At 69.6% G+C, this 13,373-nt stretch carries 12 protein-coding genes; all 12 read left to right on the plus strand.

Annotation, left to right across the window (positions count from 1 at the left end):
- Positions 1-48 precede the first annotated feature (48 nt).
- The 12 genes from J5V96_RS01325 to J5V96_RS01380 all read left to right on the plus strand — a co-directional run bounded on the left by J5V96_RS01325 (position 49) and on the right by J5V96_RS01380 (position 13,372).
- Entirely contained in the window at positions 49-1,575 is a 1,527-nt protein-coding gene (locus J5V96_RS01325) for an alpha-N-arabinofuranosidase (protein ID WP_208499788.1), read from the plus strand.
- 62 nt (positions 1,576-1,637) lie between these two features.
- Entirely contained in the window at positions 1,638-1,952 is a 315-nt protein-coding gene (locus J5V96_RS01330) for a DUF427 domain-containing protein (protein ID WP_208499790.1), read from the plus strand.
- A 2-nt stretch (positions 1,953-1,954) separates the two neighbouring features.
- The gene (locus J5V96_RS01335; protein WP_208499793.1) at positions 1,955-2,788 is read left to right on the plus strand and encodes an ABC transporter ATP-binding protein; all 834 of its coding nucleotides are present in this window, start codon (positions 1,955-1,957) and stop codon (positions 2,786-2,788) included.
- Entirely contained in the window at positions 2,785-3,432 is a 648-nt protein-coding gene (locus J5V96_RS01340; RefSeq protein WP_208499794.1) for an ABC transporter permease, read from the plus strand. Before J5V96_RS01335 ends, J5V96_RS01340 begins: the two co-directional genes overlap by 4 nt.
- Positions 3,429-4,148: an ABC transporter permease gene (locus J5V96_RS01345; protein ID WP_208499795.1), complete on the plus strand. Its 720-nt coding sequence runs from the start codon at positions 3,429-3,431 to the stop codon at positions 4,146-4,148. The genes J5V96_RS01340 and J5V96_RS01345 overlap by 4 nt, the downstream gene beginning before the upstream one ends.
- Positions 4,149-4,254: 106 nt before the next feature.
- Positions 4,255-5,250 carry a LacI family DNA-binding transcriptional regulator gene (locus J5V96_RS01350; protein WP_208499797.1) on the plus strand — a complete coding sequence of 332 codons (996 nt, stop codon included), beginning with the start codon at positions 4,255-4,257 and terminating at the stop codon, positions 5,248-5,250.
- 183 nt (positions 5,251-5,433) lie between these two features.
- Positions 5,434-6,975: a multiple monosaccharide ABC transporter ATP-binding protein gene (gene mmsA / locus J5V96_RS01355; RefSeq protein ID WP_208500512.1), complete on the plus strand. Its 1,542-nt coding sequence runs from the start codon at positions 5,434-5,436 to the stop codon at positions 6,973-6,975.
- Positions 6,976-6,986: 11 nt separating this feature from the next.
- Positions 6,987-8,330, plus strand: coding sequence for a multiple monosaccharide ABC transporter permease (mmsB, locus tag J5V96_RS01360; protein ID WP_208499799.1), 1,344 nt, complete (start codon positions 6,987-6,989; stop codon positions 8,328-8,330).
- A 37-nt stretch (positions 8,331-8,367) separates the two neighbouring features.
- Positions 8,368-9,495 (plus strand): substrate-binding domain-containing protein, encoded by a 1,128-nt coding sequence (locus tag J5V96_RS01365; RefSeq protein ID WP_208499800.1) that lies wholly within the window; start codon positions 8,368-8,370, stop codon positions 9,493-9,495.
- Positions 9,496-9,641: 146 nt separating this feature from the next.
- Complete coding sequence (locus tag J5V96_RS01370; protein ID WP_208499803.1) at positions 9,642-10,661, plus strand: LacI family DNA-binding transcriptional regulator; 1,020 nt, start codon at positions 9,642-9,644, stop codon at positions 10,659-10,661.
- Positions 10,658-12,199, plus strand: a complete 1,542-nt coding sequence (locus J5V96_RS01375; protein WP_236014355.1) for a sugar ABC transporter ATP-binding protein — start codon at positions 10,658-10,660, stop codon at positions 12,197-12,199. Before J5V96_RS01370 ends, J5V96_RS01375 begins: the two co-directional genes overlap by 4 nt.
- A 168-nt stretch (positions 12,200-12,367) precedes the next feature.
- Positions 12,368-13,372, plus strand: coding sequence for a substrate-binding domain-containing protein (locus J5V96_RS01380; RefSeq protein ID WP_208499805.1), 1,005 nt, complete (start codon positions 12,368-12,370; stop codon positions 13,370-13,372).
- Position 13,373 lies beyond the last annotated feature (1 nt).

The raw sequence follows: 13,373 nt of genomic DNA on the forward strand, positions 1-13,373 counted from the left end.
GACCCGCAAGACCCCGCAGACCTGCAAGACCCCCACGAAAGGCAGACAGTGACGTCCACCACGACCGCGATCATCAACCTCGACCTCGCGGGTCCCACCATCTCCCGACACGTCTACGGCCAGTTCGCCGAGCATCTCGGTCGCTGCATCTACGGCGGCTTCTGGGTCGGCGAGGACTCCGAGGTGCCCAATGTGCGCGGCATCCGCAGCGACGTCGTCGAGGCGCTGCGCGCGATCCGGATCCCCAACCTGCGCTGGCCGGGCGGCTGCTTCGCCGACGACTACCACTGGCGCGACGGCATCGGCCCGCGCGACCAGCGGCCCCGCATGGTCAACTCGCACTGGGGCGATGTCGTCGAGGACAACTCGTTCGGCACCCATGAGTTCATGGACCTGTGCGAGATGCTCGACGCCGATCCGTACATCTCGGGCAATGTCGGCTCCGGAACCGTGCAGGAGATGAGCGACTGGGTCGAGTACCTCACCCGCGGCGACGATTCCCCGATGGCGGCGCTTCGCCGGGAGAACGGCCGCGACGAGCCGTGGAAGGTGCCGTTCTGGGGCCTCGGCAACGAGGCCTGGGGCTGTGGCGGCCACATGCGCATCGAGACCTTCGCCGCCCTCGCACGCCAGTACGCGACGTATGCCCGCAACCACGGCGACAACAAGCTGTACCGGGTCGCGGCGGGAGCCGACACGGCCGACTACCACTGGACCGAGACGCTGATGCGCTCGTTCGGCGACCTCGCGGCCGATGCGGACGGCGCGGCGCACCCATATCAGGCGCTGTCGCTGCACTACTACACGATGAGCGGCGACTGGGCAGACAAGGGCGCCGCCACCTCGTTCACCGAGGACGAGTGGTACCTGACGCTCTCGCGTGCGCACCGTATGCGCGAGCTGCTCTCGCGCCACTCCACGGTGATGGACCGCTACGACCCGCATCGCAAGGTCGGGCTCGTCGTCGACGAGTGGGGCACCTGGTGGAACGTGGAGGAGGGCACCAACCCGGGCTTCCTGTACCAGCAGAACACGCTCCGCGACGCGCTCGTGGCCTCGACGCACTTCGACGCGTTCCACGCGCACGCCGACCGCGTGGTGATGACGAACATCGCGCAGACGGTGAACGTGCTGCAGGCGATGATCCTGACCGATCCCGACACCAACGCGCTGGTGCTCACGCCGACGTACCACGTCTTCGCGATGAACACCGGGCACCAGGATGCGCAGGCGCTCGATGTGCATCTGCGCGACGTGCCCACCGTCGCCTCCGACGGCCGCGAGCTGCCGCTCGTGTCGGCATCCGCGTCGACGAAGGACGACGGCGCGCTGATCTCGCTGTCCAACCTGTCGACCGACGAGGACCGCACGGTGCAGCTCGATCTGCGCGGGCGATCCGTGGCGGGCTTCACCGCGCAGATCCTGAGCGCGGGCGAGCTGAGCGCGCACAACACGCCCGAGGCCCCGGCGGCGGTCGCCCCGGCCGACCACGCCGGTGTGCGCGCGACAGAGCGCGGCCTCGAGGTCGACCTGCCCGCCCACTCGTACGTGACGGTCTCGCTGCGGCTCGTGTGAGGTCACCGCGAGGATGACGCCCCCGGGTGCCGGATGTCGGCACCCGGGGCTACCCTCGCGGTATGCGCGCACTCTGGCGCGACCATGTGGTCGCCGACTCCCCGGATGATCGGATCATCGTGATCGAGGGCAACCGGTACTTCCCGCCGGACACCCTCGACCGCTCGCTGTTCCACGCCAGCCCCACGCCGTACACGTGCCCGTGGAAGGGCGAGTGCCAGTACTGGACGCTGCGGCACAGTCAGGGCGATCAGCACGACGAGGCGGTCGACGCCGCCTGGAGCTACCCGACGCCCCTGCCCACCGCCATCGAGCGCGTCGGGGGCGACTTCTCCGGCTACGTCGCGTTCGGCGATGCCGTGACGATCCTGCCCTGACCGTGGGAATCGAGTTCCGGGGAGTACGCAAGGAGTATCCCGACGGCACCGTCGCGGTCGACGGGGTCGACCTCGTTGTGCCCTCTCGACGCACGGTTGTGCTGCTGGGCTCGTCCGGCTCGGGCAAGACCACCCTTCTGCGCATGGTCAACCGCATGGTCGACCCGACCGCGGGATCCGTGCTCATCGACGATCAGGACGTGCGCGAGCAGGATGCGGTCGCCCTGCGCCGCCGTATCGGGTACGTGATGCAGCAGGCGGGCCTGCTGCCGCACGTGCGCGTGATCGACAACATCGCCACGGTGCCCCTGCTGAACGGCGTCCCGCGCGGCGAGGCCCGCGGGCGCGCCCGCGAGCTCATGGAGACGGTGGGCCTCGACGCGAAGCTCGCGCAGCGCTATCCCTCGCAGCTCTCCGGCGGACAGCAGCAGCGCGTGGGCGTCGCCCGAGCGCTCGCCGCGGACCCGAACATCCTGCTGATGGACGAGCCGTTCGGCGCCGTCGATCCCATCGTGCGACGCGAGCTGCAGCAGGAGCTCCTGCGCCTGCAGAGCGAGCTGGGCAAGACGATCCTGTTCGTCACGCATGACGTCGACGAGGCGTTCCTGCTGGGCGACGAGGTCGTGATCCTTGCGACGGGCGGACGCATCGCGCAGCGCGGCACGCCGGAGCAGATCCTGAGCGATCCGGCCGATGCGTTCGTCGCCGACTTCGTCGGACTGGCCGGGGGAGAGCGGTCGTTCACGCTGCGCGAGAGGCCCGGGGGCGGCACCGTCGTGGTCGACGGCGCCGGCCGTGTGCAGGGCGTGCTGCGCCAGGAGACGACGGCCCCGTGACCTGGATCGGCGACAACCTGGGGCTGATCCTGGGTCTCACGGTCGAGCATCTTCGCCAGAGCCTGTGGCCGATCGTGTGGGGGCTGCTGCTCTCGCTGCCGCTCGGATGGGCCGCGCACCGCTGGCGCGCGGCCAGGGGGCCCATCATCGTGATCACCGGCCTGCTCTACACGCTGCCCTCCCTGGCGCTGCTGCCGCTGCTCCCCGTCGTGTTCGGGATCAGCGCGCTGAGCGAGCTGAATCTCGTGCTGGCGCTGACGATCTACGCGGTCGCGATCCTGGTGCGCTCCGTCGCGGACGGCTTCGACGCGGTCGACGGAGACGTGCGCCGGGCCGCGGTCGCGCTCGGCTTCGGACCGGCGCGCCGGTTCTGGGGAGTGGAGCTCCCGCTCGCCGGCCCCGTGATCCTCGCCGGGCTCCGCGTCGCGGCGGTGAGCACCGTTGCGCTGGCCACGGTCGGCATCCTGATCGGCGTCAACAATCTCGGCTACCTGTTCACCAACGGGTTCCAGCGTCGCATCGTCGAGGAGATCCTCGCGGGGGTCGTCGCCGTCGCGCTCGTGGCACTGGTCGTCGATGTCGCCCTGGTGCTCGCGGGGCGGGTGCTGCTGCCCTGGACACGGGCGGCCGGGAGGCGCGCGTGAATCTGCTGCTCGACGCCATCGCCTGGCTTCTCGCTCCCGAGCGGCTCACCGGCGCGCATCCTCTGCCCGCCGCGCTGGTCGTGCACCTCGGCTACACGTTCGGCGCCGTCGCGCTCGCCGCACTCGTCGGCATCCCCGCGGGCTGGGCGATCGGTCACACCGGCCGCGGCCGCGAGATCGCGGTCGGCATCTCCGGCGCCGCGCGAGCGATCCCCTCCTTCGGGCTGATCCTGCTGCTTGTGCTGCTGATGGGCGTCACGCAGAAGCCCGCCGCCGCGATCACCGCCTTCGTGCTGCTCGCGATCCCGCCCCTCCTCGCCGGCGCCTACGCGGGGCTCGAGGCGATCGACCGGCGCATCATCGACGCGGCGCGCGCACAGGGGATGAGCGAGTGGCAGATCCTGTGGCGGGTCGAGGTGCCCCTGGGACTGCCGCTACTGGTGGCGGGCCTGCGCTCGGCCGTGCTGCAGGTGGTGGCCACGGTCACCCTCGCCGCATACGTCAGCCTCGGCGGGCTGGGTTACGACATCATCCAGGGCATCGCGCTGCGCCGCTTCGACCAGGTGCTGGGCGGAGCGATCGCGGTGGCCGTCCTCGCGCTGGTGCTCGACGGGGTGTTCGCGCTCCTGCAGCGGGCCGCGACCCCGCGCCACCTGCGTTCCGCGGCGCGGCCGGAGGGGGCCCGGGGCGGGCGTCGCGAGGTTCGTTCGGCATAATGAGTCGACGGGGTTGTGAACGAGCACATCCCCATGCCGCCGGGGCGACGCAGCCGGCGCGGCCGACGCAGGGAGCATCCGGGTGGAACAGGCGAGCGAGCGACGGATGCCCAGCATCCGGGACGTCGCGCGCGTCGCCGCGGTGTCGCACCAGACCGTCTCTCGCGTGCTCAACGATCATCCGAGCATCCGACCCGAGACGAAGCAGCGGGTGCTCGATGCGATCACGCAGCTCGACTACCGCCCGAATCTCGCCGCCCGCGCCCTTGTCACGCGCTCGTCGAACGTGCTCGGGGTGCTCTCGGCCAGCGTCGGCGAGTTCGGTCCCGCGTCGTCGATCGCGGCGATCGAGGAGGCCGCGCGCGCCGAGGGCTACTCCGTGTCGACGATCAATCTCCCCGCCACCACGCCGGAGGCGATCGACACCGCCGTGCGTCAGCTCGTGCGCGAACAGGTCGCCGGCCTGGTGGTGCTGGCGCCGCAGCTGCGCGTGTTCCATGTGCTCCAGGGCATGGCGATCGGCGTGCCCTACGTCAGCCTGCAGACCGCCTCCGGCGCGTCGGGGGAGCGTCACGCGGCCGACCAGGTGGCCGGCGCCCGCCTCGCAGTCAACCACCTGATCGAGCTCGGGCACCGCGACATCGTGCACCTCGCCGGACCGCAGGACTGGATCGAGGCGGAGTCGCGGATGCGGGGTTATCTCGATGCGCTTCTCGACGCCGACCTGCCGACGATCCCGCCCGTCCGCGGCGACTGGACCGCCGACTTCGGCCACTTCGCCGGGCGCGAGCTCGCCCGGCGAGTGGACTTCACCGCGGTGTTCGCCGCGAACGACCTCATGGCCATCGGCCTGATCCACGGCTTCCGCGACGCGGGGCTGGACGTGCCGAACGACGTGAGCGTCGTCGGGTTCGACGACATCCCCGTCGCCCCGCACATCTGGCCGCCGCTCACCACCGTGCACCAGGACTTCCCCGAGCTCGGACGTCGTGCCGTCGCGCTGCTCGTCGCCGACATCCGGGGCGAGGAGCGCCCCGCCCTCGGTCCGCTCGAGCCCCAGCTCGTCGCGCGCGCCTCGAGCTCTCACGGTCGCCGTTCCTGACTTCGGGCTCTTGACAGCCGCGGGCGCGTGAGGGCACGATCAGACCACATGTGAACGGTCACAAACCTCGACGGTGAGGATGCCCGCTGAGCGGGCCGTCGCCGCGGGGCCCGTGGCCCCGACAGCGAGGTCGACGTGAGCAGCACAGCAACCGTTTCATCGGCATCCCCGCCGATCCTCGAGATGCGCGACATCTCGAAGGAGTTCCCGGGCGTGAAGGCGCTCGCGCACGTGAGTCTCACCGTGCACGAGGGGGAGATCCACGCGATCTGCGGCGAGAACGGTGCCGGCAAGTCCACGCTGATGAAGGTGCTCTCCGGGGTCTACCCGTACGGCTCCTACTCCGGCGACATCCTGCTGCACGGCGAGGAGGTGCGATTCCGCGACATCCGCGCGAGTGAGGCGGCGGGCATCGTCATCATCCATCAGGAGCTCGCACTCATCCCGGAGCTGTCGATCACCGAGAACATCTTCCTCGGCAACGAGGTGCGCTCGGGCATCTCGATCGACTGGCGCACGGCGCGGGCTCGCGCGGTCGAGCTGCTGGCCCGGGTGGGGCTGCACGACGATCCGGACACGCAGATCAAGGCCCTCGGAGTGGGCAAGCAGCAGCTCGTGGAGATCGCGAAGGCGCTCAACAAGGACGTGAAGCTGCTGATCCTCGACGAGCCGACGGCCGCCTTGAACGAGAACGACTCGCAGCACCTGCTGGGCCTCATCCGCGAGCTGAAGTCGCGGGGCATCGCGTCGATCATCATCAGCCACAAGCTCAACGAGATCGAGCAGATCGCCGACGAGATCACGATCATCCGCGACGGCCGACCCGTCGAGACCCTCGATGTCGGGCGCGGCGAGATCAACGAGGACCGGATCATCCGGGGCATGGTGGGGCGCTCGCTGTCGAGCCGGTTCCCCGATCGGGAGTCGCACCCCGGAGAGGTCTTCTTCGAGGTGCAGGACTGGGTCGTGCGCCACCCCACCGTCTCGGAGCGCTTCGTCGTCAAGGGCTCGAGCCTCACGGTGCGACGCGGCGAGGTCGTCGGCATCGCGGGGCTGATGGGGGCCGGACGGACCGAGTTCGCGATGAGCGTCTTCGGCCGCTCGTATGGCGAGTACGTGTCGGGCACCATCCGCAAGGACGGCGCCGAGGTCGAGCTGCTCGACGTGCCGACCGCGATCCGGCACGGGCTCGCCTACGTCAGCGAGGACCGCAAGGTGCTGGGGCTCAACCTGCTCGACACCATCAAGCGCTCCACGGTCTCCGCCAAGCTCGCGAAGATCGCTCGGCGCGGTGTGGTCGACGAGCGCCTCGAGCACCGCGTCGCCGAGGACTACCGGCGGGCGCTGCGCATCAAGGCGCCCAGCGTCGAGGTCGGCGTCTCCACGCTCTCGGGCGGCAATCAGCAGAAGGTCGTGCTCGCGAAGTGGATGTTCACGGATCCGGATCTGCTCATCCTGGATGAGCCCACGCGCGGCATCGACGTCGGCGCGAAGTACGAGATCTACCAGATCATCAACGACCTCGCCGCGGCCGGGAAGGGCGTGATCGTCATCTCCAGCGAGCTCCCCGAGCTCCTTGGCATCTCCGACCGCATCTACACGGTCTTCGAGGGGCGGATCACCGACTGCCTCGACGCGGCCGAGGCCACCCCCGAGGCGCTGATGCGCAGCATGACCTCCCTGAACCAGAAGGCGTACGACGCATACGCCGCATCGAGCGAGTGAAGCGAGACGAGATGACCACCGCACCCAGCCCCACGCCTGAGCAGCCGCGCGGCTTCCACTTCAGCGACCTCCGCACGATGTTCGGGACGGGCACGTCCGCCTCGCGTCAGTTCGGCATCCTCGGCGCGCTGATCGTCATCATCCTGCTGTTCCAGGTGCTCACGGGAGGACTGACGCTCTCGAGCGGCAACCTGATCAACGTCGTCAACCAGTACTCGTACATCCTGATCCTGGCCATCGGCATGGTGATGGTCATCATCATGGGGCACATCGATCTGTCGGTCGGATCGGTCGCCGCCTTCGTCGGCATCATCGTCGCGAAGGCGATGGCGGAGTGGCAGATCGCGTGGCCGCTCGCGATCGTGCTCGGGCTGCTGGTGGGCGCGGCCGTCGGCCTCTGGCACGGACTGTGGGTGGCGATCGTCGGTGTGCCCGCGTTCATCGTCACGCTGGCGGGCATGCTGTTCTTCCGCGGTGCCAACCAGTGGATCGGCGATTCGCAGACCATCTCGGTGCCGCGCGAGTTCGTCTACATCGGCGCCGGCTATCTGCCGGAGGTGGCGCTGCCGCTGCCCTTCAACGTGCCCACCATGATCCTCGCCCTCCTGGGCGTCGCGTGGATCGTGTTCAACGAGCTCCGGCTGCGGCGCATCCAGACCCGGATGGGCGCCGCGAAGGCGCCCCTGTGGGTGAGTCTGCTGAAGATGGCCGTGCTGGCGGCCGTCATCCTCTGGGCCGGATGGATGTTCGCGACCGGCCGCGAGGGCACGAGCTTCCCGGTCTCGGGCATCATCCTGCTGGTGCTCGTGGTGGCGTACTCGTTCGTGACGAACAGCACGGTGGCCGGCCGTCACATCTACGCGGTCGGAGGCAACCGCCAGGCCGCTCGGCTCTCGGGAGTGAAGGATCGCCGGGTCGACTTCTTCGTGATGATGAACATGTCGATCCTCGCGGCCATCGCCGGCATGATCTACGTCGCCCGCGCCACGGCCTCGGGGCCGCAGGACGGCAACGGCTGGGAGCTCGACGCCATCGCCTCCGTGTTCATCGGCGGCGCGGCGGTCTCGGGCGGCATCGGCACGGTGATCGGATCCATCATCGGCGGTCTGGTCATGGCGTTCCTCAACAACGGCCTCGCCCTGCTGGGTGTCGGCGCCGACCTCGTCGCGATGATCAAGGGACTCGTGCTGCTCGTCGCGGTCGGCATCGATGTCTGGAACAAGCAGCAGGGCCGTCCCTCGATCACCGGCCTCATCCTCAACCGCCGCAAGGCGGACGCCGACTTCGGCGGCGACCTCATGACTCCCGCCGGCAGCGATGCGGCGGGGAAGCAGGAGACCGCGGCTCGCCGCTGAGTCGCGACCTCGTCCCCCAACAGAAAGTGGCAATCACATGAAGAAGATCGCTTTCACCGCTGTCGCGGCCTTCGCCGCGCTGGCGATCGGGCTGACCGGCTGCACCTCCGAGCGCGGAGGCGGAACCGGCGGCGGCACGGATCCGGGCAGCACCGATGCGCCCGCGGGTTTCGACGCCGGCGCGCGCATCGGCGTGGCCCTGCCCGACAAGACCAGTGAGAACTGGGTGCTCGCGGGCGACCTGTTCACCCAGGGTCTGACGGATGCGGGCTTCGAGCCCGACGTGCAGTACGCCCCCGCGAGCAACACGGTCGCCGAGCAGCAGAACCAGATCCAGGCGATGGTGACGTCCGGTGCCAAGGTCATCGTGATCGGCGCCAAGGACGGCAAGCAGCTCTCGACACAGGTGGAGGCGGCACGGGACGCCGGTGCGTATGTGATCGCGTACGACCGCCTGATCGAGAACACGGAGGCCGTCGACTACTACGTGGCCTTCGACAACTTCAAGGTCGGCCAGCTGCAGGGCCAGGCGCTGCTGGACGGCCTCGAGACCCTCGCGGGCCACGAGGCGCCGTACAACATCGAGCTGTTCTCCGGTTCGCCGGACGACGCCAACTCGGCCGTGTTCTTCAACGGCGCGATGGAGGTGCTGCAGCCGAAGATCGACGATGGCACCCTCGTGGTTGGCTCGGGGCAGACCGACATCGCCCAGACGGCCACGCAGGGCTGGCTGCCCGAGAACGCGCAGGAGCGTATGGACGGTCTGCTCACCTCGACCTACGGCGACAAGGAGCTCGACGGTGTGCTGTCGCCCAACGACACGCTCGCCCGTGCGATCCTCACCTCGGTCGAGCAGGCGGGCAAGAAGCAGCCCGTCGTGACGGGTCAGGACTCCGAGGCCGAGTCGGTGCGCTGGATCATGGAGGGCCGCCAGTTCTCCACGATCAACAAGGACACCACGCTCCTCGTCGAGCAGACGATCAAGATGATCGGTCAGCTGCAGGCCGGCGAGGAGGTCGACGTCAACGACACCGAGCAGTACGACAACGGCGTGAAGGTCGTGCCCGCCTACCTGCTCGATCCGGTCATCGTCACCAAGGAGAACGCCCTCGAGGCGTATGCCAACGTGCCGAGCCTGCTGGAGATCGTCAAGTCGTTCCAGTGATCAGCTCGACAGCACGAGGGGCCGTCCGGTTCGCCGGGCGGCCCCTCGCCGCAGGCCGTCCCGCGTTGCACCTCGCTCGCTGTTCTCGGTAACATCGCGAGGCGCGACGCAGCCGTCGCGCTCTGGTCGCGGCGGACGGAGGGACCATGGCGAGCATCCCCTCCGACAAGCCGAACATCCGGCAGGTCGCATCGATCGCCGGTGTCTCGCACATGACCGTCTCGCGTGTGCTCAACGACCACCCGAACATCAAGCCGGAGACACGGCGGCGTGTGCTCGAGGCCATCGAGGAGCTCGACTACCGCCCGAACCTCGCGGCCCGCGCGCTGGCCACCCAGCGCACCGGGCGCATCGGCGTGATCGTCGAGAGCGCCGTGGCCTTCGCCCCGTCCAGTGTGCTGCGCGCGGTCGAGCGCGCCGCCCGGGCGGCCGGCTACTCGATCACCTCGGTGGCGCTGCACGACGACGATCCGCTCACGCCCCAGGACGCCGTCGACAATCTCACCGCCCAGGGGGTCGACGCGCTGTGCGTGGTGGCACCGCGGTCGTCGTCGGTGGCTGCGCTGCGCAAGATCGCCATCACGGTGCCGCTCCTCGTGGTCAAGGCGGACAGCGATCCGACCTTCCTGACGGTGTCGGTGGATCAGCAGGCGGGGGCGTCCCTCGTCGTCGACCACCTGGTCGCGCTCGGCCACCGCGACATCCTCCACGTCGCCGGACCTCTCGACTGGCTGGATGCGCGTGCGAGGGAGCGCGCGTTCCACGCGCGCGCGAAGTCGTGGGGCATCCGTGAACGGCCGATCGTGGTGGGGGACTGGACGGCCGACTTCGCCTACGACTTCGCGATGGGCCTCACGCGTCTTCCCGAGTACACCGCGATCTTCGCGGCCAACGACGACACGGCCATCGGCCTCATCCACGGCCTGCACGATCGGGGCTTCGACGTGCCGGGCGATCTCAGCGTGGTGGGCTTCGACGACGTGCCTCTGTCGCGCCACTTCCTGCCGCCCCTGACCACCGTGCGACAGGACTTCCACGCGCTCGGCCAGGCCGTGGTGGAGATGCTGCACGCGGCGATGGAGGAGCGTGAGATCCCGCACCTCACCCGCATCCCCACCGAGCTCGTGGTGCGCGGATCGACCGCGTCGCCCCGGGGCGCGCGATGATGCGGCCCGCAGGCGGCGCCGCGCCGGTCGTCGAGCTCGAGGGCATCACGGTCGAGTTCCCCGGTGTGCGTGCGCTCGACGACGTCGACTTCCGCCTGCTGCCGGGTGAGGTGCATGCGGTGATGGGCGAGAACGGCGCCGGGAAGTCGACGCTGATCGGCGTGCTCACCGGCACGATCCGGCCGGTCGCGGGGGTCGTGCGCGTCAGGGGTGAGGAGCGCCGATTCTCGGGCGTCGCCGACAGCCGCTCGGCGGGCATCGCCACCGTCTTCCAGGAGACGCAGCTGAGCCCCAACCTCACAGTCGCGGAGAACGTGATGCTCGGCCGCGAGCGCCCTGGTCGCTGGGGCATCGACTGGCGTCGCACCCGCGCCGACGCGGCCGAGGCGATGGGGCGTCTGGGGCTCGACGACCTCGATCCGCGCACCCCGCTCGCCCTGCTCTCGCCCGCTCAGAAGCAGCTCGTGGCTCTCGCTCGCTCGGTGGTCGACGACCCCGGGGTGTTGGTGCTCGACGAGCCGACGTCGAGCCTCGACCAGGCCGAGGTGCAGGTGCTGATGCGGGTGATCCGCGGACTGCGGGATCGGGGAGTCGCGATCCTGTTCGTCTCGCACTTCCTGGAGCAGGCCTTCGCCATCAGCGATCGGATGACGGTGCTCCGCGGCGGGCGCCGCATCGGCGAGCACGTCACGCGCGATCTCGAACGCGCCGACCTGATCTCCCAGATGCTCGGCAAGGACATCGAGAGCCTGCGGGCGCTGGGGTCGGAGCGCAAGGCCCACCACTATGCCTCGGACAGCGAGCCCGCTCTGCGCGCCGCGGGACTCGGACGCCGCGGCGAGCTGGGGCCGAGCGACATCGACGTGCTGCCCGGGGAGATCGTGGGCCTCGCGGGCCTGCGCGGATCGGGGCGCACCGAGCTCGCCTCGTTGATGAGCGGCACGCTGCGCGCGGACAGCGGGGAGCTGTGGGTCGACGGCGAGCGCGTGTCGCTGCGCGACCCCGCCGGGGCACTGCGCCGGCGCATCGCGATGTCGGCGGAGAACCGCCGCGCCGACGGCATCATCGGCGAGCTGACGGGGCGGGAGAACATCATCCTGTCGCTGCAGGCGCTGCGCGGGTGGACCCGCCCCCTCTCGTCCGAGGAGGGGGCGGCCCTCGTCGAGACGTACATCGACGCTCTGCATCTGGATCCGGCCGACCTCGATCGCCCGGCCGCCGAGCTCTCCGGCGGCACGCAGCAGAAGCTGCTGCTAGCGCGGGCCCTGGCGACCCGGCCGCACGTGCTGATCCTGGACGAGCCCACGCGGGGCATCGACATCGCGGCGAAGGTGGAGATCCAGCGCCGGATCAGCCGGCTCGCCGGCGGGGGAGTGGCGGTGGTGTTCATCTCGTCCGAGCTGGAGGAGGTCGTGCGGCTCTCCGACCGGATCGTTGTGCTCAAGGACCGCGAGAAGATCGGCGAACTGAGCAACGGACCCGGCGTGACGGTCGACACCGTCGTCGAGATGATCGCGGCCGAGCTCGACCTGTCCTGAGGCATCGGATCCCTCCGAGTGTGCTCGGTAACAATCGGCCGTGGCTGATCTGGCTCCCCTTTGCTGGGAACTTCTTGTGTTCCGCGGATTGTTCCCGGTAACATCCCGGCAGGGCCCATCGCTGAGCCCTGCACATCACATGCATTCCGGATCTCAAGGAGGAGATCGATGTTCGCAATGAAGCACATCCGCACGGCGCTGGGTCTCGCCGCGGTCGGCGCGCTCGCGCTGGGTCTTTCCGCCTGCGCAGGCGGCGGCGACACGGCCGGCGGCAGCGAGGGCGGGGGCGACGGCGAGCTGATCAAGGTCGGCTTCGTCGCCGTCGGTCCCGAGGGCGGCTGGCGCCAGGCCAACGAGCAGAACGTGAAGGACACCTTCACCGAGGAGGCCGGCTACGACCTCAGCTACGCGCCCGCGGCGAACCTCGACCAGAAGTCGCAGATCGACAACTTCACGTCGTTCGTCGACGAGGGCGTCGACGTCATCCTGCTCTCGGCGACCGAGGCCACCGGCTGGGAGGATTCGCTCAAGCGCGCCCAGGAGGCGGAGATCCCCGTGATCCTGCTCGACCGCGGCATCGAGCCGGAGGACACCAGCCTCTACGTCACCCGCATCGCCCCCGACAACGTCGAGGTCGCCAAGGAGGTCGGCGCGTGGGCTGCCGCCCAGTTCCCGGACGGCGGCAACTACGTCACCCTCGAGGGCCCGGCCGGCGTCGGCGTGGTCAACGAGCGCAACGAGGGCTTCGAGCAGGGCCTGGGCGATTCGAAGCTCACCAAGGTCGACGCGCAGACCGCGAACTGGTCGACCGAGGAGGGCAAGAGCGTCCTCGAGACGATGCTCAAGGCGAACGACAACGACATCCAGTTCGTGTTCGCGCAGAACGACGAGATGGGTCTCGGCGCCGCGCAGGCGGCGGAGGAGGCGGGTCTCGTTGTCGGCACCGACATCAAGATCGCCACGATCGACGGCACGAAGAACGCCATCCAGGCGCTCGCCGACGGCAAGCTCAGCTACGTGCACGAGTACAACCCGCTCTTCGGCGAGACGGCGCTCGACGTCGTCGAGAAGACGCTCGACGGCGAGAAGGTCGACTCGTACATCATCGTCCCGAGCGAGGCCTTCGACTCGGCCGAGGCGGCCAAGGCCGTCCTGGCGGACCGCAAGTACTGAC

It is taken from the genome of Microbacterium stercoris (genome assembly GCF_017592545.1).
Lineage (GTDB): Bacteria > Actinomycetota > Actinomycetes > Actinomycetales > Microbacteriaceae > Microbacterium > Microbacterium stercoris.